This window comes from Pseudomonas sp. BIGb0381 (assembly GCF_024809815.1).
In the GTDB taxonomy this organism is placed as follows: domain Bacteria; phylum Pseudomonadota; class Gammaproteobacteria; order Pseudomonadales; family Pseudomonadaceae; genus Aquipseudomonas.
This window is the reverse complement of the sequence record NZ_JANUEN010000021.1, coordinates 1-24353: the sequence shown is the minus strand read 5'-3', so window position 1 is coordinate 24353 and position 24353 is coordinate 1. Positions and strand designations below refer to the sequence as shown.

At 61.6% G+C, this 24353-nt stretch carries 25 protein-coding genes and 1 other RNA gene; 14 read left to right on the top strand and 12 right to left on the bottom strand.

The features are described from left to right. Positions 1 to 7: 7 nt before the first annotated feature. The gene (locus M2397_RS29870) at positions 8 to 793 is read right to left on the bottom strand and encodes a transporter substrate-binding domain-containing protein (RefSeq protein WP_131697588.1); all 786 of its coding nucleotides are present in this window, start codon (positions 791 to 793) and stop codon (positions 8 to 10) included. A gap of 255 nt (positions 794 to 1048) precedes the next feature. Here M2397_RS29870 and M2397_RS29865 point away from each other — a divergent pair, with 255 nt between their 5' ends. The 5 genes from M2397_RS29865 (at position 1049) to M2397_RS29845 (ending at position 6282) form a co-directional block, all read left to right on the top strand. Then, the gene (locus tag M2397_RS29865; RefSeq protein WP_259245008.1) at positions 1049 to 1744 is read left to right on the top strand and encodes a FadR/GntR family transcriptional regulator; all 696 of its coding nucleotides are present in this window, start codon (positions 1049 to 1051) and stop codon (positions 1742 to 1744) included. 121 nt (positions 1745 to 1865) lie between these two features. After that, on the top strand, positions 1866 to 2195 hold the full coding sequence (trxA, locus tag M2397_RS29860; protein ID WP_015886460.1) for a thioredoxin TrxA: 330 nt from the start codon (positions 1866 to 1868) through the stop codon (positions 2193 to 2195). 235 nt (positions 2196 to 2430) lie between these two features. Beyond that, a complete protein-coding gene (gene rho, locus M2397_RS29855; protein WP_003176825.1) occupies positions 2431 to 3690 on the top strand; it encodes a transcription termination factor Rho in 1260 nt (419 codons plus the stop codon). A 157-nt stretch (positions 3691 to 3847) separates the two neighbouring features. Beyond that, a complete protein-coding gene (ubiD, locus tag M2397_RS29850) occupies positions 3848 to 5314 on the top strand; it encodes a 4-hydroxy-3-polyprenylbenzoate decarboxylase (RefSeq protein ID WP_027608362.1) in 1467 nt (488 codons plus the stop codon). Beyond that, complete coding sequence (locus tag M2397_RS29845) at positions 5314 to 6282, top strand: CDP-6-deoxy-delta-3,4-glucoseen reductase (protein ID WP_131697586.1); 969 nt, start codon at positions 5314 to 5316, stop codon at positions 6280 to 6282. Before ubiD ends, M2397_RS29845 begins: the two co-directional genes overlap by 1 nt. A gap of 34 nt (positions 6283 to 6316) precedes the next feature. On the opposite strand, the gene M2397_RS29840 is transcribed toward M2397_RS29845, so the two are convergent. Continuing rightward, on the bottom strand, positions 6317 to 6799 hold the full coding sequence (locus M2397_RS29840; protein WP_259245007.1) for a sn-glycerol-3-phosphate transporter: 483 nt from the start codon (positions 6797 to 6799) through the stop codon (positions 6317 to 6319). A gap of 265 nt (positions 6800 to 7064) precedes the next feature. Between M2397_RS29840 and M2397_RS29835 the strand changes: the two genes are divergently transcribed. Then, complete coding sequence (locus M2397_RS29835; protein WP_259245006.1) at positions 7065 to 7718, top strand: gamma-glutamylcyclotransferase; 654 nt, start codon at positions 7065 to 7067, stop codon at positions 7716 to 7718. Here the strand turns inward: M2397_RS29835 and glpT are convergent. Together glpT and M2397_RS29825 are read right to left on the bottom strand one after the other, a co-directional pair. After that, on the bottom strand, positions 7715 to 9052 hold the full coding sequence (gene glpT, locus M2397_RS29830) for a glycerol-3-phosphate transporter (protein ID WP_092489833.1): 1338 nt from the start codon (positions 9050 to 9052) through the stop codon (positions 7715 to 7717). The two genes, M2397_RS29835 and glpT, sit on opposite strands and share 4 nt — an antisense overlap. Before the next feature lie 292 nt (positions 9053 to 9344). Beyond that, positions 9345 to 10322 carry an NADPH:quinone oxidoreductase family protein gene (locus M2397_RS29825; protein WP_131697583.1) on the bottom strand — a complete coding sequence of 326 codons (978 nt, stop codon included), beginning with the start codon at positions 10320 to 10322 and terminating at the stop codon, positions 9345 to 9347. Between the two features lie 150 nt (positions 10323 to 10472). On the opposite strand from M2397_RS29825, the gene M2397_RS29820 reads away from it, so the two are divergent. Then, positions 10473 to 10880, top strand: coding sequence for a flagellar basal body-associated protein FliL (locus M2397_RS29820; protein WP_131697582.1), 408 nt, complete (start codon positions 10473 to 10475; stop codon positions 10878 to 10880). Positions 10881 to 11035: 155 nt separating this feature from the next. On the opposite strand, the gene M2397_RS29815 is transcribed toward M2397_RS29820, so the two are convergent. From M2397_RS29815 to M2397_RS29800, 4 genes are all read right to left on the bottom strand, one after another. Continuing rightward, complete coding sequence (locus M2397_RS29815; RefSeq protein ID WP_259245005.1) at positions 11036 to 12154, bottom strand: ABC transporter permease; 1119 nt, start codon at positions 12152 to 12154, stop codon at positions 11036 to 11038. Further along, the gene (rbbA, locus tag M2397_RS29810; protein ID WP_259245004.1) at positions 12154 to 14871 is read right to left on the bottom strand and encodes a ribosome-associated ATPase/putative transporter RbbA; all 2718 of its coding nucleotides are present in this window, start codon (positions 14869 to 14871) and stop codon (positions 12154 to 12156) included. Before rbbA ends, M2397_RS29815 begins: the two co-directional genes overlap by 1 nt. Next, positions 14868 to 15833 carry an HlyD family secretion protein gene (locus M2397_RS29805; protein ID WP_131697579.1) on the bottom strand — a complete coding sequence of 322 codons (966 nt, stop codon included), beginning with the start codon at positions 15831 to 15833 and terminating at the stop codon, positions 14868 to 14870. The genes rbbA and M2397_RS29805 overlap by 4 nt, the downstream gene beginning before the upstream one ends. 137 nt (positions 15834 to 15970) lie before the next feature. Continuing rightward, on the bottom strand, positions 15971 to 16420 hold the full coding sequence (locus tag M2397_RS29800; protein WP_131697578.1) for an EVE domain-containing protein: 450 nt from the start codon (positions 16418 to 16420) through the stop codon (positions 15971 to 15973). Positions 16421 to 16615: 195 nt separating this feature from the next. Here M2397_RS29800 and M2397_RS29795 point away from each other — a divergent pair, with 195 nt between their 5' ends. After that, entirely contained in the window at positions 16616 to 16765 is a 150-nt protein-coding gene (locus tag M2397_RS29795; protein ID WP_164299887.1) for a hypothetical protein, read from the top strand. 7 nt (positions 16766 to 16772) lie between these two features. Here the strand turns inward: M2397_RS29795 and M2397_RS29790 are convergent, their stop codons facing one another. The 4 genes from M2397_RS29790 to M2397_RS29775 form a co-directional block, all read right to left on the bottom strand. Beyond that, entirely contained in the window at positions 16773 to 17402 is a 630-nt protein-coding gene (locus M2397_RS29790; protein ID WP_131697577.1) for a 5-formyltetrahydrofolate cyclo-ligase, read from the bottom strand. Positions 17403 to 17458: 56 nt separating this feature from the next. Further along, positions 17459 to 17637, bottom strand: a non-coding RNA gene (gene ssrS / locus M2397_RS29785) — 6S RNA. Between the two features lie 30 nt (positions 17638 to 17667). Then, entirely contained in the window at positions 17668 to 17985 is a 318-nt protein-coding gene (locus M2397_RS29780) for a cell division protein ZapA (protein ID WP_131697576.1), read from the bottom strand. After that, positions 17982 to 18191: a TIGR02449 family protein gene (locus M2397_RS29775; protein ID WP_007982902.1), complete on the bottom strand. Its 210-nt coding sequence runs from the start codon at positions 18189 to 18191 to the stop codon at positions 17982 to 17984. The genes M2397_RS29780 and M2397_RS29775 overlap by 4 nt, the downstream gene beginning before the upstream one ends. A gap of 138 nt (positions 18192 to 18329) precedes the next feature. On the opposite strand from M2397_RS29775, the gene M2397_RS29770 reads away from it, so the two are divergent. The 6 genes from M2397_RS29770 to M2397_RS29745 all read left to right on the top strand — a co-directional run bounded on the left by M2397_RS29770 (position 18330) and on the right by M2397_RS29745 (position 24223). Beyond that, complete coding sequence (locus M2397_RS29770; RefSeq protein WP_015886444.1) at positions 18330 to 18887, top strand: YecA family protein; 558 nt, start codon at positions 18330 to 18332, stop codon at positions 18885 to 18887. A gap of 24 nt (positions 18888 to 18911) precedes the next feature. Then, positions 18912 to 20234 (top strand): Xaa-Pro aminopeptidase, encoded by a 1323-nt coding sequence (pepP, locus tag M2397_RS29765; RefSeq protein WP_184745161.1) that lies wholly within the window; start codon positions 18912 to 18914, stop codon positions 20232 to 20234. Next, positions 20231 to 21418 (top strand): 2-octaprenyl-6-methoxyphenyl hydroxylase, encoded by a 1188-nt coding sequence (gene ubiH / locus M2397_RS29760; RefSeq protein WP_131697574.1) that lies wholly within the window; start codon positions 20231 to 20233, stop codon positions 21416 to 21418. The genes pepP and ubiH overlap by 4 nt, the downstream gene beginning before the upstream one ends. After that, on the top strand, positions 21411 to 21896 hold the full coding sequence (locus tag M2397_RS29755; protein ID WP_053127827.1) for a DUF4442 domain-containing protein: 486 nt from the start codon (positions 21411 to 21413) through the stop codon (positions 21894 to 21896). Before ubiH ends, M2397_RS29755 begins: the two co-directional genes overlap by 8 nt. Positions 21897 to 21905: 9 nt before the next feature. Continuing rightward, positions 21906 to 23123, top strand: coding sequence for a 2-octaprenyl-3-methyl-6-methoxy-1,4-benzoquinol hydroxylase (locus M2397_RS29750; protein WP_167656808.1), 1218 nt, complete (start codon positions 21906 to 21908; stop codon positions 23121 to 23123). 95 nt (positions 23124 to 23218) lie between these two features. Beyond that, on the top strand, positions 23219 to 24223 hold the full coding sequence (locus M2397_RS29745; protein WP_053127831.1) for an extracellular solute-binding protein: 1005 nt from the start codon (positions 23219 to 23221) through the stop codon (positions 24221 to 24223). Positions 24224 to 24353 lie beyond the last annotated feature (130 nt).

Here is a 24353-nt window from a genome sequence, read left to right as displayed (position 1 = left end):
CTCCGCTTCAGAGATCAGCAGGCAATGGTTCTTTAAGCCACTGCATCGCGTTCTTTTCCAGGCTGCCGTCAGCCTTGGCCGCGACCAGGATCTGGTTGACCTTCTCCAGAAGCGCCGGCTCGTTCTTGTTCACGCCCACGTACACCGGCGAGTCCTTGAGCTTCACTTTCAACGCTGGCACGCGTTTCGGGTTGCGTTCGCTGATTGCCACCATCACCACGTTGCCGCTGGCGATCAGGTCGACCTGGCCGGCCAGGTAGGCGGCGATGGTGGAGTTGTTGTCTTCGAAGCGCTTGATAGTGGCTTCCTTCGGCGCTACAGCGGTCAGCTCGATGTCTTCGATGGCGCCACGGGTCACGCTGATGGTCTTGCCCTTGAGGTCGTCGGTGCTGCTGATGGCGGCATCAGGCGGGCCGAACACGGCCAGATAGAACGGTGCGTAGGCCTTGGAGAAGTCGATGACCTTTTCACGCTCGGGGTTCTTGCCCAGGCTGGAGATCACCAGGTCGACCTTGCCGGTGGTGAGGAACGGGATGCGGTTGGTGCTGTTGACCGGGGTCAGCTCCAGCTTGACCTTAAGTTGGTCGGCCAGCAGCTTGGCGGTGTCGATGTCCAGACCACGGGGCTTCATGTCGGGGCCGACCGAGCCGAACGGCGGGAAGTCCTGGGGCACGGCGACCTTGAGGGTGCCACGGGCGACGATATCGTCCAGACCGTTGGCCTGGGCGGGTGCCTGGCTCAGCATCAGGCTGGCAAACAGGGCAGTGAGCAGGGCGCTGAAGCGCTTGGTCATGGCAACTCTCCGAGAAGGGCGAAGGAATTTTCTGGATTTGCTCAGTGCATAGCCCATGCCAGTACTGCTCGGATTGTCTGTGAGGCTCGAGTTTGTTGAGGTTCAGTGGTCTTACTGGTCTGAACAGTGCTGCGCGTTTTCGCACCCTTTTCGAGCGTCGGTAAAACTCCGCGAGCCCCTTTGGGGCGTGGCTTGCCGCGGCCCCCGAATAGCTTTACAACTAGCCGCTCTGTTGACGCAAATCTTGAGTTTTTTATGAATTCCATCGCCCAAGCCGTACCGGAGGCGGCCCTGCAGGCCATCCGCAAACTGATCAAGGAGCAAGGCTTCGGGCCGGGTGATGCACTGCCGTCCCAGCGCGACCTGGCGGTGCAGTTGGGCGTCAGCCGGGCGTCGCTGCGCGAAGCGCTGTCGTCCTTGAGCGCTTTGGGGGTGGTCAGTGTGCAGCCGGGCAAAGGTGTGTTCGTGCAGGCGGTGGAGGACGCACCGGGCTTTGCCTGGCCTTTTGCCGCCCAGGCCACGCCGCTCGAAATCTTTCAGTTGCGTTACGCACTGGAAGGGTTTGCGGCGGGTTTGGCGGCTGTGACGCTGACGATCGATGCGCTGGACAGCCTGGAAGACAACGTCGAAGCGATGCGCAAGGAGCTCAAGGCCGGTGACTTCGAAGCGGCTGCGCGGCTGGACTTCGAGTTCCACCAGCGCATCCTGTTGGCCAGTGGTAACCGGGCGATGGTGAGCATCCTGAGTGCCAGTGCCGAGGTGTTTCTGGAAAGTCAGAAACTACCGTTCATCCGACCGGAGCGGGCCATGGAAACCTGGCAGGAGCATCGCAAAATCCTGCGCGCCCTGGCCCGGCGGGCCAGCGCATCGGCGCAGAAAACCATGCAGGAGCATGTACGCAATGCGGCGTTGCGCACGGGTATTGCCTTCGTGACTCCCGTTGCGCCCTGAGTTGGGCTATACCCAAACTCATGCGCCATCATAGGAAGACTCAATCAGAGGCGGCTTCCTGAACGGGGGAAGGGCGGCTATGATGGGCAACGTTTTTTTTGCTTACAATCCGGAGACATCCATGAGCAACGATCTTATCAAGCACGTCACCGACGCGACCTTTGAGGCCGAAGTACTCAAGGCTGCTGGCCCGGTGCTGGTTGACTACTGGGCTGAATGGTGTGGCCCTTGCAAAATGATCGCTCCGGTCCTGGACGACATTGCAACCACCTATGAAGGCAAGCTGACCATTGCCAAGCTGAACATCGACGACAATCAGGAAACCCCGGCCAAGCATGGCGTGCGCGGTATTCCTACGCTAATGCTGTTCAAGAACGGCAACGTCGAAGCCACTAAGGTGGGCGCGCTGTCGAAGTCGCAGCTGCAAGCTTTCCTCGACGCCAACATCTGAGTGTCATCAAAAAAGCCCCGCAAATAGCGGGGCTTTTTCGTGAAACAGGGCTAGACGCTCCGAAACTCAGGTGGTACATTCGGCCCCGCACTGGTTTCTCCACTGCCCCCTGCAAGCCGTCGCCGACGCATTCCTTTTCGATTAGTACGCGATCCTGTCGCCTTCTCTGCGGCGCGGCCTCATTAAGCCAAAAGCTTAATTTCCCCCCCTCCATAAATGATTACGTCATTCCTATATGAATCTGACTGAACTCAAGCAAAAGCCGATTACCGACCTGCTCCAACTGGCCGAAGAAATGGGCATAGAAAATATGGCCCGTTCGCGCAAGCAGGACGTGATTTTCTCCCTGCTGAAAAAGCACGCGAAAAGCGGCGAGGAAATCTCCGGTGATGGCGTGCTGGAGATTCTCCAGGACGGCTTCGGCTTCCTCCGCTCTGCAGACGCCTCCTATCTCGCCGGCCCAGACGATATCTATGTCTCGCCGAGCCAGATCCGTCGCTTCAACTTGCGCACCGGTGACACCATCGTTGGCAAGATCCGCCCACCGAAGGAAGGCGAGCGTTACTTCGCCCTGCTCAAGGTCGACACGATCAACTTTGATCGTCCCGAGAACGCGAAAAACAAGATTCTCTTCGAGAACCTGACACCGCTGTTCCCGACCGTGCGCATGAAGATGGAAGCCGGTAACGGTTCCACCGAAGACTTGACCGGTCGCGTGATCGACCTGTGCGCCCCGATCGGCAAAGGCCAGCGTGGCCTGATCGTCGCTCCGCCGAAAGCCGGTAAGACCATCATGCTGCAGAACATTGCAGCGAACATCGCACGTAACAATCCTGAAGTTCACCTGATCGTCTTGCTGATCGATGAGCGTCCGGAAGAAGTAACCGAAATGCAGCGCACCGTGCGTGGCGAAGTGGTTGCCTCGACGTTCGATGAGCCGCCAACCCGCCACGTGCAGGTTGCCGAAATGGTGATCGAGAAGGCCAAGCGCCTGGTCGAACACAAGAAGGACGTGGTGATCCTGCTCGACTCCATCACCCGTCTGGCCCGTGCCTACAACACCGTGATCCCGAGCTCCGGCAAGGTATTGACCGGTGGTGTCGATGCCCACGCCCTGGAGAAACCGAAGCGTTTCTTCGGCGCTGCGCGGAATATCGAAGAAGGCGGCTCGCTGACCATTATCGCCACCGCACTGGTTGAAACCGGTTCGAAGATGGACGAAGTGATCTACGAAGAGTTCAAGGGTACCGGCAACATGGAACTGCCCCTGGACCGTCGCATCGCGGAAAAACGCGTGTTCCCTGCGATCAACATCAACCGCTCCGGCACCCGCCGCGAAGAGTTGCTGACCGCCGACGACGAACTGCAGCGCATGTGGATCCTGCGCAAGCTGCTGCACCCGATGGATGAAGTGGCGGCCATCGAGTTCCTGATCGACAAGTTGAAAACCACCAAGACCAACGACGAGTTCTTCCTGTCGATGAAACGTAAGTAATAACGACGTTTCAGGTCCAAAAGAATGGCGCCCTCGGGGGCGCCATTTTTTTTTGCGCGTTTTTTAAGCATGTTCCCGATCCAAATGCACCGCGATAAGCTGCCAGCAGCCCTCAGAGCAGGTAGGATGTACGCCTATTTTACGGGTGGCATGGTTAATGAAATTCAAGGATCTTCGGGATTTCGTGCAGCAACTTGAGCAGCGCGGAGAGTTGAAACGTATCCAGATGCCGATTTCCCCGGTGCTGGAAATGACTGAGATTTGCGACCGCACCTTGCGTAACAAGGGGCCGGCGCTGCTGTTCGAGAACCCCACCGGTTTTGATATTCCGGTGCTCGGCAACCTGTTCGGTACCCCCGAGCGTGTGGCCTTTGGCATGGGCGCCGAGGCGGTCAGCGAATTGCGCGAGATCGGCAAGCTGCTGGCGTTCCTCAAGGAACCCGAGCCGCCCAAGGGCCTTAAGGATGCCTGGTCGAAGCTGCCGATCTTCCGCAAGATCATTGCCATGGCACCCAAGGTGGTCAAGGACGCGGTATGCCAGGAAGTGGTCATCGAAGGGGATGACGTCGATCTGGCCATGCTCCCCGTGCAAACCTGCTGGCCCGGCGATGTCGGCCCGCTGATCACCTGGGGCCTGACCGTCACCAAGGGCCCGAACAAAGACCGCCAGAACCTCGGTATCTACCGCCAGCAAGTGATCGGCCGCAACAAGGTGATCATGCGTTGGCTGAGCCACCGTGGCGGTGCCTTGGACTTCCGTGAGTGGTGCGAGAAGCATCCCGGCAAGCCGTTCCCGGTCTCCGTGGCCCTGGGCGCCGACCCGGCGACCATCCTCGGCGCCGTGACCCCTGTACCCGACAGCCTGTCCGAGTATGCCTTCGCCGGCCTGTTACGTGGCAACCGCACCGAGCTGGTGAAGTGCCGTGGCAACGACCTGCAAGTACCGGCCACCGCTGAAATCATCCTCGAAGGCGTGATTCATCCAGGCGAGATGGCCGATGAAGGCCCGTACGGCGACCACACCGGCTATTACAACGAAGTCGACAGCTTTCCGGTGTTCACCGTCGAGCGCATCACCCATCGGATCAAGCCGATCTACCACAGCACCTACACCGGCCGTCCGCCAGATGAGCCGGCGATTCTGGGTGTGGCGCTGAACGAAGTGTTCGTGCCGATCCTGCAGAAGCAATTCCCGGAGATCACCGACTTCTACCTGCCGCCGGAAGGCTGCTCGTATCGCATGGCCATCGTGACGATGAAGAAGTCGTACCCGGGCCATGCCAAGCGGGTAATGCTGGGTGTGTGGTCGTTTTTGCGACAGTTCATGTACACCAAGTTCGTTATCGTCACCGACGACGACATCAACGCCCGGGACTGGAACGATGTGATCTGGGCCATCACCACGCGCATGGACCCCAAGCGCGACACGGTGATGATCGACAACACACCGATCGACTACCTCGACTTCGCGTCGCCGGTGTCGGGCCTGGGCTCGAAGATGGGCCTGGACGCTACCCACAAATGGCCGGGTGAAACGACCCGCGAGTGGGGCCGGGTGATCGTCAAGGATGAGGCCGTCACGGCACGTGTCGATGCGATCTGGAAAGAATTGGGAATAGATTGATGCGTGTAACCCTGCAACCTTCCGGCGCCGTGCTGGAGCTGGAACCCGGCGAGCGAATCCTCGAAGGCGCGCGCCGCCTGGGCTACGAGTGCCCCCAGGCGTGTCGCAATGGCGTGTGCCACGTGTGCGCCGCACTGCTGGTGGAAGGCCGGGTGCAGCAAGCCGGCGAAGTGCGCGACCATGGTGAGTTCTACACCTGCATCGCCGAGCCGCTGGAAGATTGCATTGTGTTGTGGGATGGCGTGCTGGCGCCGGGAGAGTTGCCGTTGCGCAAGTTGTCGTGCCAATTGAGTGAGTGCGTGGAAGTAGGTGGCGACGTGTGGCGCGTGCGTCTGCGGGCCCCGGCCGGCAAGGCGGTGCGTTACCACGCCGGGCAATACCTGATGATCGAGCGGGAGAATGGCGAGAAGTCGGCATTTTCCCTGGCGTCGGCGCCCCATGCCGGTCGCGAGCTGGAACTGCATGTACTGGCCCGCGAGGACAGCGCGCGCAACTTGCTGGAGCAATTGCAGCGCAACCAGATGGCGCGCATCGAGCTGCCTTTTGGCGACACCCACCTGGCCGAGCTGCCGGACGGGCCATTGGTGCTGATCGCCGCCGGTACCGGCATGGCGCAGATGCACAGCCTGATCGAGCATTGCCGCGCTTCCGGCTTCAAGCATCCGGTGCACCTGTACTGGGGTGTGCGTCGCCCGGAAGATTTCTACGAGATCGAGCACTGGGACCAATGGCTGCAACTGCCCAACCTGTTCCTGCACAAGGTGGTCAGCGACCTGTGTGGTTGGGAGGGGCGCTGCGGCCTGCTGCATGAAGCGGTGTGCGAAGACATTGCCGACCTCAAGGCGGTGCATGTCTACGCCAGCGGTTCACCGGCGATGATCTACGGCACGCTGGATGCGTTGGTCGACGCCGGCATGGATGCGCACCAGATGCGCGCCGACGTATTCGCCTACGCGCCGCGGCCCTGACGAAACCGAGCTGTGGGAGGGGGCTTGCGCCCGCTCAGAATCGTACCCCGGTCGTCACCATCGCCGCATTGAACCCCAGCAGCACCAACTCCGCTGCCACCGGCCCGTAATGGGTGCCTACCGACGGAATGATCACCGGCGCCACGCCGAAACGGTTGAGGGGGATCTTGTCGCGGTATTTGCCGCGATAGCCCTGGATCGCCCCGCCTGTGACCTTCAGGTACACCGCAGAGTCGGCCATGTCATAGCGCTTGCCTGCGTAGGCGTAGTACGAGCGCTGGCTGAACGAGTTGCGAAACGTCGCCCCGCCATACACCAATCCTGATGCCTCATTGCGCTCCAGGCCGATCAGGTCCTGGTTGTTGTTGTGGTCTTTGTCCGGCGCGAAGTGCCGGGTATAGACGCTGGTCTGCGCGTACCAGAAGCCTTTGTGGTCGTCGGCGGGCGGCGTTTCGCCAGCCAGTGCGGTGGTGGCTTGTGCCAGGAACAGCAGGCCCGGCAGTCGAATTTTCTTCATGGGTGCGACCTCAATAGTCGGTTTGATGGGCGGCTAGGTGGGTCGTGATGTGCGCGCCAGTTTGACGGCGTGACGTGTTCCCAGGCTGAACCTGGGCTGAAAGTAGTGGGATTGTTCCGTTCAATCCTGATGAACGGGACTGCGCCGCCAAAGCAGTGGCGGCAACCGCCATAGCACTTTTTCGCCGTACGGTTACAGCGGCGCGTTTTATTACGGTAAAGTTGCTTACAACTGGTAACACACAGGAGGCGCACCGCTTTTCGCCATGACCGCCATTGAATCCGATCTTTTGCAATTGGCTTACCCTCCGCGGCTCGATCTTGGGCCGCAACTCACTCACGAACAGTTAATGAGCTCGATGCAGGCCACCATGGGCCGGCACAAGGGTGGGCCGGTCTGGCTATTTGCGTATGGTTCGCTGATCTGGCGCCCGGAATGCTCGTCGACCGAACGGGTGCGGGCACGGGTGCACGGTTATCACCGCGGCTTGTACCTGTGGTCCCATGAGCATCGGGGTACGCCGGAATTGCCGGGGCTGGTCTTTGGCCTGGATCGCGGAGGTTCGTGCAGCGGGTTCGCCTATCGCTTGCCGGAAGATCAACTGGAGGCCTCGCTTTACGCCTTGTGGCAGCGCGAGATGCCTTACCCCTCGTACCGGCCGCACTGGCTCAGTTGCCGTCTTGAAGATGGCAGTCAGGTGCAGGCGTTGGGGTTTGTGTTGGAGCGGCACTTGCCCAGTTACGCCGGCAACCTGCCTGATATTGTGCTGAATCACGTGTTGCAAAGCGCTTGCGGGCGTTACGGCACTACTCGCGATTATGTCGAGCGGACCGTCAACGCCCTGCGTAGCCACGCCATGCCAGACAAGAATCTGGAGGCGCGGCTCAAGCGTTGTGCCAAGGATTGCTCAGGCGATTAACGCGCTGAGCTGACGCTGTTGGTGTGCCACAGTGTTGGGATCAGGAACGCGATGGCCAGCAGGCACGCACCGATCAGCAGCACAAAACCACCGTCCCAGCCAAAATGGTCCACGGTGTAGCCCATGGCCGCACTGGCTGCAACCGAACCGCCCAGGTAGCCGAACAGACCGGTGAAGCCCGCAGCCGTACCGGCGGCTTTCTTCGGTGCCAGTTCCAGCGCCTGCAGGCCGATCAACATCACCGGGCCGTAGATCAAAAAGCCGATCGAGAACAGCGCGATCATATCGACCATCGGGTTACCCGGCGGGTTGAGCCAGTACACCAGGGTCGCCACGGTCACCAGCGCCATGAACACGATGCCGGTCAGGCCACGGTTGCCACGGAAGATCTTGTCCGACATCCAGCCACACAGCAGCGTGCCCGGAATACCTGCCCATTCGTAGAAGAAGTACGCCCAGGACGATTTATCCACCGTGAAGTGCTTGGCTTCCTTGAGGTAGGTCGGCGCCCAGTCCAGTACGCCGTAGCGCAGCAGGTAGACGAACACGTTGGCGAAGGCGATGTACCAGAGCATTTTGTTGCGCAGCACGTACTTGACGAAGATTTCCTTGGCGCTGAATTCGTCTTCGTGGCTGGCGTCGTAGCCTTCCGGGTAGTCGTTCTTGTATTTCTCAATCGGTGGCAGGCCCACCGATTGCGGAGTGTCGCGCATGGTGATGAAGGCAAACGCCGCCACCGCCAAGGCCACCGTGGCCGGCACGTAGAAGGCGGCATGCCAGTCGTTGAACCAGGCCATCCCCAGCAGGAACAGCGGGCCGATCAGGCCACCGCCAACGTTGTGCGCCACGTTCCACACCGACACCACGCCGCCGCGTTCTTTCTGCGACCACCAGTGCACCATGGTCCGGCCACTGGGTGGCCAGCCCATGCCCTGGGCCCAGCCGTTGATGAACAGCAAAATGAACATCATGGTCACGCTGGACGTCGCCCAAGGTGCGAAACCGAAAATGAACATCACCCCCGCCGATACCAGCAGGCCGAAGGGCAGGAAGTAGCGCGGGTTGGAGCGGTCGGACACCAGGCCCATGAGGAACTTGGACAGGCCGTAGGCAATTGCGATGGCCGACATCGCGAGGCCCAGTTCACCTCGGGTGTAACCCTCGTCGATCAGGTAGGGCATGGCCAGGGAGAAGTTTTTGCGCAGCAGGTAGTACCCGGCATAACCGAAGAAAATACCGGCGAAGATCTGCCAGCGCAGTCGTCGATAGGTACTGTCGATTTTTTCTTCAGGCAGGGGCGCCTGGTGCGCGGCAGGACGAAAGAAAGCAAACATTCAAGAGCTCCAGATTTCTTGTTTTGACTGCGGATGCGAATGTTACAGTTTCGTTACCGAAAATAGCATTGCCTCTTATGCGCAAACAAAGGAAATGAGAGCAAGCGCGTGTTCTCTTACGAACATGTCGCTAATAGATAAATAGTGGTCGCTTAGCGTTTCTCAGACCAATGGAGAACAAATGTGGGAGGGGGCTTGCCCCCGATAGCGGTAGGTCAGCCAGCTTATCTGTAGCTGACCCACTGCCATCGGGGGCAAGCCCCCTCCCACATTTGATTGCATTTCAGGTCGGTCAGCGGGTTCGAACGACCACCTTGCCCACCGCCTTGCGCTGGCCGAGGTCATTGATTGCCTGGGCGGCCTGTTCCAGCGGATAGACCTGCGACACCAATGGCTTGAGCTTGCCCTCACCGTACCAAGTGAACAGTTGCTGGAAGTTCGCCGCGTTGTCCTGCGGCTGGCGCTGGGCAAATGAACCCCAGAACACCCCGACCACCGCCGCGCCCTTGAGCAGCGCCAGGTTCACCGGCAGCTCCGGGATGCGCCCGCTGGCAAAACCCACCACCAGCAGGCGGCCATTCCAGGCGATGGCGCGGATGGCCTGGTCAAACAGGTCGCCGCCTACCGGATCGTAGATCACATCGGCGCCGTTACCGTCAGTCAGGCGCTTGATCTCGTCCTTGAGGCTGGCTTCGCTGTAGTTGATCAGTTCATCGGCGCCGGCGGCCTTGGCCACGGCGAGTTTGTCGGCGCTGCTCGCGGCGGCGATCACCCGTGCGCCCATGGCCTTGCCGATTTCCACGGCGGCCAGGCCCACGCCGCCGGAAGCGCCGAGGACCAGCAGGGTTTCGCCGGGTTGCAGGTTGGCGCGTTGTTTCAGCGCGTGCATTGAGGTGCCGTAGGTCATGCTGAAGGCGGCGGCGGTGTTGAAGTCCATGCTCGGCGGGATCGGCAGCACGTTGTAGCCCGGCACCGCGACCTGCTCGGCAAAGCTGCCCCAGCCGGTGAGCGCCATGACCCGGTCGCCGACTTTCAAGTGGCTGACCTTTTCCCCGACTTCGCTGACCACGCCCGATGCCTCGCCACCCGGCGAGAATGGGAAGGGCGGCTTGAACTGGTATTTACCCTCGATGATCAGGGTGTCGGGGAAGTTGACCCCGGCGGCATGCACATCCAGCAGGATTTCGTTCTTCTTGATCGCCGGGCTGGCGATCTCTTCCAGCACCAGGGTTTCGGCGGGGCCGAAGGCTTTGCACAGCACAGCTTTCATCGGGCTATTCCTTTTGGTGTCGTGGCCGATAAGTGTAGGAGGGTAGCCGTGTGGGTCAACGAGCATGCTCGGCCCTGATAAGTCGCCATAAGCTTGTGCTCTGCCTTGCTAGCGTTATGCTACCCGGCAACCGAATGTGAGGAATGAACTGTGAAAGCGTGGATCCTGTTGATGCTGGCCCTGACCTTGCCGATGGCAGCCCAGGCCGAAGAAGCCAAAGAAGGGGCGCCGCCGAAGGTCAGCTATATCAGCCTGAGCCCGCCGTTCGTGGGTAACTACGGCCTGGATGGCACGGCCAAGCTCAAAGTGTTCAAGGCCGACATCGCCCTGCGCGTGACCGGCGAGGAAGCCGCCAAAGCGGTCAAGGCCAATGACGCATTGATCCGTAACCAGTTGGTCGCGCTATTCACCCAGCAGACCAACGAGACGATGAGCACTGTCGAGGGCAAGGAAAAACTGCGCCAGGAAGCGCTGAAGCAAACCCAGCAAGTGATGAACGACGAGACTGGCAAGCCCATGGTGGAAGACCTGTTGTTCAACAACCTGATCATCCAGTAACTGTGGCGAGCGGGCTTGCCCCGCGTTGGGCTGCGCAGCAGCCCCCTCCAAATTCACCAGTTTTCTGCAGGCACACCGAGGCGTAGGGTTTTGGGGCGGCTTCGCCACCCAACGCGGGGCAAGCCCGCTCGCCACAATCAGCGGGCTCATCACGCTCAAGACGCCAAACTCTTCCTGAACCGCGCCAACGCCACTGCAAAAAACGACAGCCCAATCCCCGCCAGCGCCAGCAAGTCCGGCCACACCACGCCGATGCCTGCGTCGCGAAACAAAATCGCTGCGCTCAGGCTCACAAAGTGCGTCGACGGCGAGCCCTGCATCACCCATTGCAACCACTCGGGCATGCTGTCCAGCGGCGTGCTGCCGCCTGACAAGAGCAGCATCGGGATAATCACCGGGATCGCCAGCAAGCCGAACTGCGGCGTGGAGCGGGCGAGGGTGGCGAGGAAGATCCCCAGTGCCGTACTGGCAAACAGATACAGGGCGGTCACAAACAGGAACAACCCCAGCGACCCGGCCAGCGGTACGCCGAGCAGCCCTTTGACCACCACCTCCAGCGATAGCCAAGTGCACAGCACCACCACCAGCATGTTGCTCCAGATTTTCGCCAGCATGATTTCCAGCGCCGTCAGCGGCAGCACCAGCAGGTGGTCGAGGGTGCCGTGCTCGCGCTCTCGCAGCAACGCGGTGCCCGTGAGCACGATGGCCAGGATGGTGATGTTGTTGACGATCTGGATTACGGCCAGGAACCAGCCGCCCTCCAGGTTGGTGTTGAACAGTGCTCGGGTCGTGAGCAGTGCGGGCGCCTGGGTTGCGGCATCGGTTTGCCCGCTGTAGTTGAGCAACTCGCGTTGGAAGATCCGCCCGATATAGCCCGCGCCCATGAACGCCTGACTCATCGCCGTGGCGTCGACGTTCACCTGCACGCCAGGCTGGCGACCGGCCAACAGGTCGGCCTGGAAGTTGGCTGGCACGTTGATTACGAAGGTGTACTGGCCGCTGTCCATCACCTTGTCCAACTGGTCATAGGCCAACGGCGCCGGTGGTTGGAACTCGGGCGGTTGCAGCGCCTCGGCCATTTGCCGTGAGAGCGCGCTGTGGTCTTCATCGACAAACGCCACGCTGGCGTTGTGCACGCCGATCACCGAGCCGGCGGCGGGCATGTAGATGGCGACGGTGAAGGCGTAGAACAGAAACAGCAGCAAGACGCTATCGTGCCGCAGGCTGGTGAGTTCCTTAATGCCCAGCCGGAAGATGTGTGCGAGCTTGTGCATCAGGCCTCCTGCTTCTTGAGCATGACCAGGCTCAACCCGGTGAAGCCGATAAAGAAGCCGAACAGCGCCAGGCATTGTGGCCACAACTGACGCAGATCCAGGGCCTTGGTGAAGGTGCCCACCGCGATATCCAAAAAGTGCCCGGCCGGAAACAGTGCGCCCATCAAGGCGGCGGCGCCTTCCAGGGACGAGCGTGGCACGATCAGCCCGGAGAACTGAATGGTTGGCAGGCTGGTGATGATCATGGTGCCGAGGATGGCCGCGATCTGGGTGCGGGTGAACGCGGAAATCAGCAGGCCCATGCTGGTCGTAGCCAGCACATACAGGAGCCCGCCAAACGCCAGCGTCAGGCCGCTGCCCTTGAACGGCACACCGAACAGCCAGCGATTCATTGCCACCAGAACCGCCAGGTTGACCAGGCTCACGGCCAGGTAAGGCGCCTGCTTACCGAGCAGGAATTCCAGGCGCGTCAGGGGTGTGGCGTAGAAGTTGGTGATCGAGCCCAGCTCTTTCTCGCGCACGATGCCCAGGGCGGTGAGCATTGCCGGGATAAACGCCAGGATCAGTGCCATCACGCCCGGGCCGATGGCATTCACGCTGACCACGTCCTGGTTATAGCGAAAACGAGTCTCGAGCTTGGCGGCGGCCTGGTTGCTGCGGGGTTGGCTGCTCAGTTCAGCCAGTTGCTGCAGGTTGCCTTGGTGCACCGCCTCTACATAGTTGCGGCTGGTTTCCGCACGAAACGGCATGCCGCCATCGAGCCACGCGGCCACGGTGGGTTGGCGCCCGGCATAGAGATCGCGACCAAAGCCGGGCGGGATCTCCAGGGCCAGTTTGATTTCCGAGCGTTGCAGGCGTCGGTGCAATTCATGGGCGTCCTGGATCGGCGCCTGCTCGGCGAAGTAGCGCGAGCTGCGGAAGGCCTCCAGATAGGCGCGGCTTTGTGGCGTCTGGTCCTGGTCGTAGACGGCAAAGGCGAGGTTTTCCACGTCCAGGGAAATGCCGTAGCCGAAGATCACCATCATGAACATCGCGCCGAGCAGGGCGAAGGCCATGCGCACTTTGTCGCGCAGCAACTCCTTGCCTTCGCGGCTGGCCACGGCCAGCAGGCGAGACAGGCTGAAACCACGCTTGCTGATGGGTGGCGCATGGGTTTCGCTGACGGTTTTGGCCGACGTGGCGGGTTCGGCATCGCCTTGGGCTTGTTCAAGGCAGGTGACGAACGCGGCTTCCAGGGTGTCGCCGTTGAATTGCCGTTGCAGTGCGTTCGGCGTGTCGCAGGCCAGTACCTTGCCGGCATGCATCAAAGAGATGCGGTCACAGCGCTGGGCTTCATTCATGAAGTGGGTGGACAGGAAGATCGTCACCCCTTGTTCGCGGGACAACTCGATCAGCAGCCGCCAGAAATCATCCCGCGCCGCCGGGTCGACGCCCGAGGTGGGCTCATCGAGGATCAACACTTCCGGGCGATGCAGCACCGCCACGGCCAATGACAAGCGTTGGCGCAGGCCGAGGGGCAGCTCCCCGGATGGCTGCTCGGCCACTTCACCGAGGTCGAAGCGTTGGATCAGCTCATCGATGCGCGGGCCGCTGTCGGCCTTGGGCAAATCGAACAGTTGCGCGTGCAACACCAGGTTCTGGCGCACGCTGAGTTCGCCATACAGCGAGAAGCTTTGCGACATGAACCCTACGCGCTTGCGGGTGGCCAGGTCCTTGGCGTTCACCGGGTTGCCCAGCAGCGTGGCGCTGCCTTCAGTGGCCGGCATCAGCCCGGTGAGGACTTTCATGGTGGTGGTCTTGCCGCAACCGTTGGAGCCGAGGAAGCCGAAGATCTCGCCACGGCCGATGGCAAAGCTGACCTTGTTCACTGCCGTGAAGTCCCCGAAGCGCAGGGTCAGGTCGTGGGCTTCGATGGCGATATCGGTGTTGGCGTTTTCCCTTGGCGGGATCACCAGTGGCTGGTTGTCATGGGCGCTGTCGCCCTGGAAGTGGGTGAAGGCCTCATCCAGTTTGCCGCTGGGGGTCGCTGCCGCCAGTTCGCTGCTGAGCCCGTCGGCGATCAGCTTGCCACGGTCGAGCATCAGGCAATGTTCGAATTGCTCGGCTTCCTCCATATAGGCCGTGGCTACCAGCAGCGTCAGTTGCGGGCGCTCATTGCGTACGGTCTCGACCAGTTCCCAGAAGTGCCGCCGCGACAGCGGGTCGACGCCGGTGGTGGGCTCGTCGAGGATCAACAGGTCCGGGTCGTGGATCAGCGCACAGCAGAGGCCGAGCTTCTGCTTCATGCCACCGGAGAGCTTGCCGGCCGGGCGCTCGGCGAAGCGCGCGAGGTCGGTGGCCAGCAGCAGGTTATGCATGCGCTGGTCGCAGTCGGCTTTGGACAGGCCGAACAGCGTGGCAAAGAAGCGGATGTTTTCGCTGATGGACAGTTCGGGATACAGGTTGCCGCCCAGGCCCTGGGGCATGAAGGCGATGCGTGGGTACAGGCTGTTGCGATGGCGACGGTCCTGGATGGAGCCGCCGAGCACCTCCAGTTGGCCGTCCTGGAGCTTTTTAACCCCGGCGATCAACCCCAACAGGCTCGACTTGCCCGCCCCATCCGGGCCGATCAGCCCGCAGCGCGTGCCGGTGGGCAGGCTGAAGGCGATGTCGATCAAGGCCTGCTGCTTGCCGTAACGGTGGTTGATGGCGGTGGCGTGCAGCGCCAGGCCGGTCATTGCAGGTTGGCCGGCCAGTCTATGTCAGCCATGCGCACGTAGCCGGCGCCGGGCATGCCCGGTTTGGCCTGGGGCACGGCGCTGGGTTGGGTCAGGCGCAGCTTGACGCGAAACACCAGTTTCTGGCGTTCGTCGCGGGTTTCCACTTCCTTTGGGGTGAACTGCGACTTGGCGGCAACAAAGCTGATCTTGGCCGGCAGCGGTTGCTGGGGCAGGGCATCGAGCAGGATGCGTGCGTCACTGCCAACCGTCAGGCGACCGGTGACGGAGGCGGGCAGGTAGAGGTTCATGTACTGATCCTCGGGGTCGATCAGCAACAGCACACGTCCGCCGGCACCGAGGACCTCGCCGGGCTCGGCCAGGCGCAGTTGGATAATGCCGTCGATGGGCGCGCGCAGGCTGCTGTCGTCGATTTCGCTGGTCAGCTGGGCGACCTGGGCCTGGGCGGCACCGATGGCGGCCTTTACCGAATTGACCTGGGCTTGCGCGGCGATCACGGCGGCGTTGCCGGTGTTCTGGCGCGCCTGCTGCTGGTCGATCAACTGGCTGCTGGCAAAGCCGCGCTTGTACAGCTCCTGGGTGCGCTTGAGTTCCTGGTTGGCCAGCAGTTGCTCGCTTTGGCGCAGCTGCACGTTGGCCTCGGCGGCAGCGAAGTTTTCCTTGGCGCGCAGCACTTCGGCTTCGGCCTGGGCGCGCTGGGCTTCCAGGGTGCGGGTGTCCATGCGTGCCAGCAGTTGGCCCTTGAGCACCTTGTCGCCTTCATCCACCCGCACCTCGGCCAGCCGTCCGGGGATTTTGGCGGCGATCTGTACTTCGGTGGATTCCAGGCGGCCGTTGCCCATGCCCAAGCCTTCGGGCAGGCGGTCCTGGGTGGACTTCCAGTAACCGAAGCCGCCGGCGGCGAGCAGCAAGGCAATCAACAAAACGGCAAACAGGTGGGAGGAGCGTGGCGTGATCGACATGGGGGCATCCTGCAGCGTTAGCTTCCTAGTTTGACCGAGGCAGCCCGAGGGGGCGTTGATGCCGGTCAAATGAAGCGCAAGCCTAACCCTGTTCAGGCGCAGATGCATGCGCCGGGAACGTGACTGCAGGGTTCTCGTCAGTGCAGTGCCAGCACCGCCGCCCATTGTTCTGCGGTGACCGGCATCACGGACAAGCGACTGCCTTTTTGTACCAGGGGCCATTCGGCGAGGGCGGTTTGCTGTTTCAGGTAGCCCAGGCCCAGCACCTTGGGAAAGGTCTGGATGTGCGCGACGTTGATCGCGCTCCACGGGTTTTTCTCCGGGGTGGCCTTGGCGTCGAAGTAGTGGCTGTCCGGCTCCAGCGCGGTAGGGTCCGGGTAGGCGGCCTCGATGATTTTGCCGATGCCGGCAATCCCTGGCTCGGGGCAACTGGAGTGGTAGAAGAAAAATTGGTCACCCACCGCCATCGCTCGCAGGAAGTTGCGCGCCTGGTAGTTGCGCACCCCGTCCCAGCGCGCTTCGCCAAGCTTTTCCAGGCCTTTGATGGAGAGTTCATCGGGTTCGGATTTCATCAGCCAGTAGGCCATTTTTGGACTCCTGAAAAAGGCGTTGGGCAAGTTGTCAGGCAATTTGATGACAAACCGACAGTCGGTTGGCGCCAAGGTTTGCGTGTTGGTTCACGTTACCGCAGAATGCGCGGGTTTTAAGCTTGACACAGCTGCAACGGACTACTGTGGAACGTTGTTAACATCGTGTACGAGGTGCCTGAAGGGGGGCAATCGATGCAACGTAAACCGGATTTACTATGGATATTGGTGATTTTGTTTGGTCTGGGCGTCGTGACCACCGGGTATGCGCAAAGCTTGTGGTCGAACAAGACCGATGCGCCCGTTGAGCTTGCTCAACAGCAGCAGCAACCGTTCAAGCGTTAACCCTTCTTCAAGACGCCGCTGATCCCAGTGGCGTCTGTGCGATATACCATCCCTTGTCAGTCACTGTGCCAGCCAACGGCACATCCCAGCTCGCCTGCACCAGTCGTTCGACTTTCTGACATTCATGGGCCAGGCCCAGTAGCGTCGGCTTGCGCCAACGCTGGCGGCGGGACAGGTAAGCGAGGCTGCGATCATAGAAGCCGCCGCCCATGCCCAGGCGTCCACCTGTTTCGTCGAACCCCACCAATGGCAAGAACACCAGGTCCAGCGCCCACACCTCGCGTTGCCGGCTGATATTTACCTGCGGCTCAAGAATGCGAAACCGGTTGGGCCGCAGCTTTTCCCCCGGTCGCACGCGTTGGAACACCATCTTGGTCCGGGGCCAGGCGCTGAGCACCGGCAGATAGGTGGCCTTGCCCCGGCGCTGAGCCGCACGCAGCAGCAGGCGCGGATCGATTTCACCGTCCGTCGGTAGATATAAGGAAATATGTTTGGCCCGGCGAAACAGCGGGTGCTGCGCCAGTTGCCGATACAGGCCGTGGGCAGCCTGGCGCTGCTGGCTCGGCGTGAGGGCACGGCGGGCGTTGCGCAACATGCGTCGAAGTTGCGGACGGGAAGGCGGCGCAGGTTCGGTCATGATTTCAGCTCATAAAACAATGCCAGTCATGGAGACTGGCATTGAGTTTGGTATTCAGGCTCCCCGACAGCGCCGCTGTCGACTCAGCCCTTGAACCCGAAAGTTCAAGGTGGAAGAAGCAGTAGGCTTTAAGGCTTTCCGTCTAGCGGACATGCACACCAGCCCAACGTGCAACTTCCAGGGTAGTGCGAATCGGCTCCGGGACATCGCCGACTGGCAAGCACGCCAGGGAGTGGGGCGAGTATACCTTAAACAGTCGCAGCAATCAGCCTTTGGGAGCTTCCGAATCGCTGGAAAGTACCAGATCCACACGTTCGAGCAGGTCACGCACCTGTTCGCGCGTCGAGCCGCTGGCCTGCACGTCAGGGCGCTCCTGCTTATGCAGCAGGTCGTGGGTAATGTTCAACGCGGCCATCACGGCAATGCGGTCGGCACCGATGACTTTGCCGCTGCTGCGGATTTCACGCATCTTGCCATCCAGGTAGCGGGCGGCGCTCACCAGGTTGTTGCGCTCTTCCTGGGGGCAGATGATCGAATATTCTTTGTCGAGGATCTGCACGGTGACGCTATTGCTTGAACTCATGAGTCTTGCTCCAGGGCCTTCAGGCGCGAAATCATCGATTCGACCTTACGCCGGGCGATTTCGTTTTTTTCAATGAGGTGAGCGCGTTCCTCGCGCCAGGTCTTTTCCTGAGCTAATAGGAGTCCGTTTTGACTCTTAAGTTGCTCGACCCGAGTAATTAGCAGTTCGAGTCTGGCCATCAGCGCTTGCAGGTCGGTGTCTTCCATTGGGTTCCACTGGATTTGTCTGATGAATGGCAACTGCAGGATAAACGATCTGACGCCCTCGATAGTCTTGGTACGTCTGCCGGTGCTAGGATACAGCGCTCCATTCTAGACATTGCGCCGTCTGGCGCCTAGCTCACCATGCCCATTCAGAACTCCCCGTACGATGCTTTTTCCAAACTGCTGAGCACCAGCGGTCATCCTTGCTCGCCTGCCGAACTGCACGGCGTGTTGCTCGGCCGCAGTTGCACCGGCGTTGGCTTTGATGCCGACAATTGGCTGGCCGATGTGGCCGAACTGCTGGAAACCGAACCGACCGACAACGTGCGTAACGCGCTGATCGGCCTGCAAGAGATGGTCAAGGGCGAACTGACCGGTGATGACGTCACCGTGGTCCTGCTGCTGCCGACCGACGACGCGCCGCTCACCGAACGCGCCGCCGCGCTGGGCCAGTGGTGCCAGGGTTTCCTCCACGGTTTTGGCGTGAACGCCGGCGGCCTCGAGTTGAGTACCGACGCCAAGGAAGTGCTGCAGGACCTGGCGGCCATCTCCCAGGTGCAAGATGCCCTGGAAGAGTCCGAAGACGGTGAAGGCGACTACATGGAAGTCATGGAATACCTGCGCGTCGCGCCGCTGTTGCTGTTCACCGAGACCAAAAAGTCCGCTGAGCCTGCTGCCCCCAAGCCTTCGCTGCATTAAAAGAGAAAGGAAGCCCATCTGCCCATGATCCATATCCCCAAAGCGGAATACACCCGGCGCCGCAAGGCGCTCATGGCGCAGATGGAACCCAACAGCATCGCGATCCTGCCGGCCGCCGCCGTGGCCATCCGCAATCGCGATGTGGAGCACGTCTATCGTCAGGACAGCGACTTCCAGTACCTGAGCGGTTTCCCCGAACCGGAAGCGGTGATCGTGCTGATGCCCGGTCGCCAGCATGGCGAGTACGTGTTGTTCTGCCGCGAGCGCAACGCCGAACGCGAATTGTGGGACGGCCTGCGCGCCGGTACCGAAGGCGCGATTCGCGAATACGGCGCCGACGATGCCTTCCCCATCACTGATATCGACGACATTCTGCCCGGCCTGATCGAAGGCCGCGATCGGGTGTATTCAGCCATGGGCAGTAACGCCGAATTCGATCGGCACTTGATGGAGTGGATCAACGTCATCCGCTCTAAAGCGCACCTTGGCGCCCAGCCACCGAACGAATTTGTTGCCCTGGATCATCTGCTCCACGACATGCGCCTGTATAAATCGGCGGCGGAAGTGAAGGTGATGCGCGAGGCTGCGCGAATTTCCTGCGCGGCCCATGTGAAGGCGATGCAGGCCAGCCGCGCCGGCTTGCATGAGTTCAGCCTGGAAGCCGAGCTGGACTACGAATTCCGCAAGGGCGGCGCGAAGATGCCGGCCTATGGCTCTATCGTCGCCACCGGGCGCAACAGCTGCATCCTGCATTACCAGCAGAATGACGCCGTGCTCAAGGACGGCGACCTGGTGCTGATCGATGCCGGTTGCGAAATCGACTGCTACGCCAGCGACATCACGCGCACCTGGCCGGTCAACGGCAAGTTTTCAGCGGAGCAGAAGGCGATCTATGAAATCGTGCTGGCTTCCCAGGAGGCGGCCTTTGCCGAGATCGCGCCGAACAAACATTGGAATCAGGCCCATGAGGCGACAGTGCGGGTCATCACCGCCGGGCTGGTGAAGCTGGGGTTGCTGAAGGGTGACGTCGATGAACTGATCGCCAGTGAAGCCTACAAACCCTTCTATATGCACCGCGCCGGCCATTGGCTGGGAATGGATGTGCATGACGTGGGCGAGTACAAGGTGGGCGGCGAATGGCGTGTGCTGGAAGTTGGCATGGCATTGACCGTGGAACCGGGCATTTATATCTCGCCGGATAACCAGGCCGTCGCGAAAAAATGGCGTGGTATTGGCGTACGCATCGAGGACGACGTAGTGGTGACCAAGCAAGGCTGTGAAATTCTGACCGGCGGCGCCCCCAAGGGCGTCGCCGAAATCGAAGCCCTGATGGCGGCCGCTCGATGAGTCGGGTCAACCTGGCAATTATCGGCGGCGGCCTGGTGGGCGCGAGCCTGGCGCTGGCGTTGCAGGCCGGGGCCAAGGCGCGTGGCTGGAAAATCGTGCTGATCGAACCCTTCGCGCCCGGCGACAGCTACCAGCCGAGCTACGATGCGCGGTCTTCGGCGCTGTCCTACGGCGCCCGGCAGATTTATCAGCGCCTGGGCCTGTGGCAACAAATCTCGCGCCGCGCCGAACCGATCAAGCAGATCCATGTGTCGGACCGTGGGCGCTTCTCCACCGCGCGGTTGTCCGCCATGGAGGAGGGCGTGCCGGCCCTCGGTTACGTGGTGGAAAACGCCTGGCTTGGCCAATGCCTGTGGCAAGGCCTGGACAAGGACGTGGTGAGCTGGCGTTGCCCGGCGGAAGTCACGCGCATGGAGCCGCTGCCCGATGGCTACCGCCTGACCCTCAACGATGAAACCGTGCTGGAATGCGACCTCGCTGTGCTGGCCGACGGCGGCCGTTCCGGCCTGCGCGAGCAACTGGGCATTGGCGTGAAAACCCGCCCGTACAACCAGAGCGCGCTGATCGCCAACATCACCCCGAGCGAGGCCCACAACGGCGAAGCGTTCGAGCGTTTCACCGATGAAGGCCCGATGGCCCTGCTGCCGCTGCCGGACAACCGCTGCGCGTTGGTGTGGACCCGTATCGGCATGGACGCACAGCGCCTGGCCAATCTTGATGAACGTAGCTTCTTGAGTGAATTGCAGGGCGTGTTCGGCTACCGCCTGGGCACCCTCAAGCAAGTGGGCGCCCGTCATTTGTATCCGTTGACCCTGGTGGAAGCCGAAGAGCAAGTGCGCTCGCACCTGGCGATCCTCGGCAATGCCGCCCACAGCCTGCACCCGATTGCCGGGCAGGGGTTCAACCTGTCCCTGCGTGATGCACATGCCTTGGCCGAGGCCTTGCTGGCCGGGCCGGCGGTGCCGGGTGACCTGGCGACGTTGCAGGCTTATCGCGAGCGCCAGCGCATGGATCAGAAGTTGACCGTGGGTTTCTCCGACCAGGTCACGCGACTGTTTGGCAGCGCGCAACCGCTGGTCGCCCTGGGCCGCAATATGGGCCTGCTGGGCCTGGATTTGTTGCCGCCGGCCAAGCGTTGGTTCGCCCGTCAGGCCATGGGCCTGGGTACCCGTCCCGATGCGTAAGTGGCTGGTTGAACGGTTGGGCAAGGCGCGGTTGTTGCGCTGGGTCATGACCCTGTACCCGCCGTACTTGGGTGCCGGGGTGAGCGTACAGCATATGAGCGCCGATTTTCGTCACGTCAAAGTGCGCATGGGCCTGGGTTGGTACAACCGCAATTACGTCGGCACGCAATTTGGCGGCAGCCTGTATTCGATGGTCGATCCGTTCTACATGCTGATGTTGATGGAGAACCTGGGCCGCGATTACATCGTGTGGGACAAGGCCGCGAGCATCGACTTCATCTCGCCGGGCAAGGGCCCGGTGTATGCCGAATTTTCCATCGACGAGGCCTTGCTGGATGAGGTGCGTCGACAGACCGAAGGTGGCGAGAAGTACTTGCCCCACCTCAAGGTGCAGATTCATGACGGCTCCGGCACCCTGGTGGCGCGGGTCGACAAAACCCTTTACGTGCGGCGCAAGCCGCCAGCGAGACAGGCTTAAAGCATGGACATGCGCGCAGATGTGCTGATTGTCGGGGCCGGAATGGTCGGAAGCGCCCTGGCGCTGGCGTTGCAGGGCAGTGGCCTGCAGGTGCTGCTGCTGGACGGTAGCCCGCTGAGCGTCAAACCCTTCGACCGCGAGGCGGCCTTCGAACCGCGTGTAAGCGCTTTGTCGGCTGCCAGCCAGCGCATCCTCGAGCGCCTCGGTGTGTGGGATGGCATCGTTGAACGACGCGCCAGCCCTTACGGCGAGATGCAGGTGTGGGACGGCAGCGGCACCGGGCAGATCCACTTTTCGGCGGCCAGTGTGCATGCCGAAGTGCTCGGGCATATCGTCGAGAACCGTGTGGTCCAGGATGCCTTGCTCGACCGTCTGCACGACTGCGACCTGGGCCTGCTGGCGAATGCGCGCCTGGAGCAGATGCGTCGCTCCGGCGATGACTGGCTGCTGACCCTGGCCGATGGCCGCACATTGCGCGCGCCGCTGGTGGTGGCCGCCGATGGTGCCAACTCCGCCGTGCGCCGCCTGACCGGCACCGCGACCCGTGAATGGGACTACCTGCATAACGCCATCGTTACCAGCGTGCGCAGCAGCCAGCCGCACCAGCGCACGGCCTGGCAACGCTTTACCGACACCGGCCCGCTGGCGTTTTTGCCGCTGGTGCGGGACGGGCAGGAGGATTGGTGCTCGATCGTCTGGTCGACTACGCCGGCTGAATCCGAACGCCTGATGGCATTGGATGATGAAGGCTTCTGCCGTGAGCTGGAGCGCGCCTTTGAAGGGCGCCTTGGCAGCGTGATCAGCGCCGATCCGCGCGTTTGCGTGCCTTTGCGCCAGCGCCACGCCAAACGCTATGTGGCCGAGGGCCTGGCGTTGATCGGCGACGCGGCCCACGTCATCCACCCATTGGCCGGGCAGGGCGTCAACCTGGGGTTCCTCGATGCGGCGGTGCTGGCCGAAGTGTTGTTGTCGGCCACCGAACGCGGTGAACGCCTGGCCGATGTGAAAGTGCTCAGCCGTTACGAGCGCCGACGCATGCCGCATAACCTGGCCCTGATGGCGGCGATGGAAGGCTTTGAGCGCTTGTTCCAGGCCGATCAACTGCCGCTGCGCTGGTTGCGTAATGCCGGGTTGAAGATGGTCGACCAGATGCCCGAAGCCAAGGCCGTGTTTGTGCGCCAGGCCCTCGGGTTGACCGGGGATCTGCCGGAGCTGGCCAAGCCCTGACAGGTCCGCGCAACATTTGGTAACGCCTCAGTCGAGCGTTACCAAATGTGAGTCCCTATCATTTGCGCCTACTTTGCAAATGAGAGACCGCACCCATGTTGGCACCCAAACGCCTCCTGACTGCCCTGGCACTCACCCTGATCGGCAGCACCACCGTGCAGGCCGCCGACGAAGTGGTGGTCTACTCCTCGCGCATCGACGAACTGATCAAGCCGGTGTTCGACGCCTACACCCAAAAGACCGGTGTACAGGTGAAGTTCATCACCGACAAGGAAGCCCCGCTGATGCAGCGCATCAAGGCCGAGGGCGAAAACGCCACCGCCGACCTGCTGCTCACCGTGGATGCCGGCAACCTCTGGCAGGCCGAGCAAATGGGCATCCTGCAACCCTTCACCTCCCCGGTGATCGACAAGAACATTCCCCTGCAGTACCGCTCTTCGGCTCACGCCTGGACCGGCTTGAGCCTGCGTGCGCGGACCATCGCGTATTCCACCGATCGGGTCAAACCGGGTGACCTGACCACCTACGAAGCCCTGGCCGACAAACAGTGGGAAGGCCGCCTGTGCCTGCGCACGGCGAAAAAGGTCTACAACCAATCGCTGACCGCCACCCTGATCGAAACCCACGGTGCGGCCAAGACCGAAGAAATCGTCAAGGGCTGGGTGAATAACCTGTCCACCGACGTGTTCTCCGATGACATCGCGGTGCTGGAGGCGATCAACGCCGGGCAGTGCGACGTGGGTATCGTCAACACCTACTACTACGGCCGCCTGCACAAACAGAAGCCGGACCTGGCGGTGAAGCTGTTCTGGCCGAACCAGGGCGACCGTGGCGTGCATGTGAACCTGTCGGGCATCGGCTTGACCAAGCACGCGCCACACCCGGAAGCCGCCAAGGCGCTGGTGGAGTGGATGACCACGCCTGAGGCGCAGAAGATCTTTGCCGATGTGAACCAGGAGTTCCCGGCCAACCCGGCGGTACCGCCGTCGGCTGAAGTGGCGACCTGGGGCAAGTTCGTGGCGGATACATTGCCGGTGGAAGTGGCGGGCAAGCGCCAGGCTGAAGCCATTCGCCTGATGGATCGGGCGGGCTGGAACTAAGTACAATTTGTAGGACGCCGCAGGTCCAAATGTGGGAGGGGGGGGGGGGGGGGGGGGGGGGGGGGGGGGGGGGGGGGGGGGGGGGGGGGGGGGGGGGAGGTGTTTTTTGTGTTTTTTTTTTTTTTTTTAA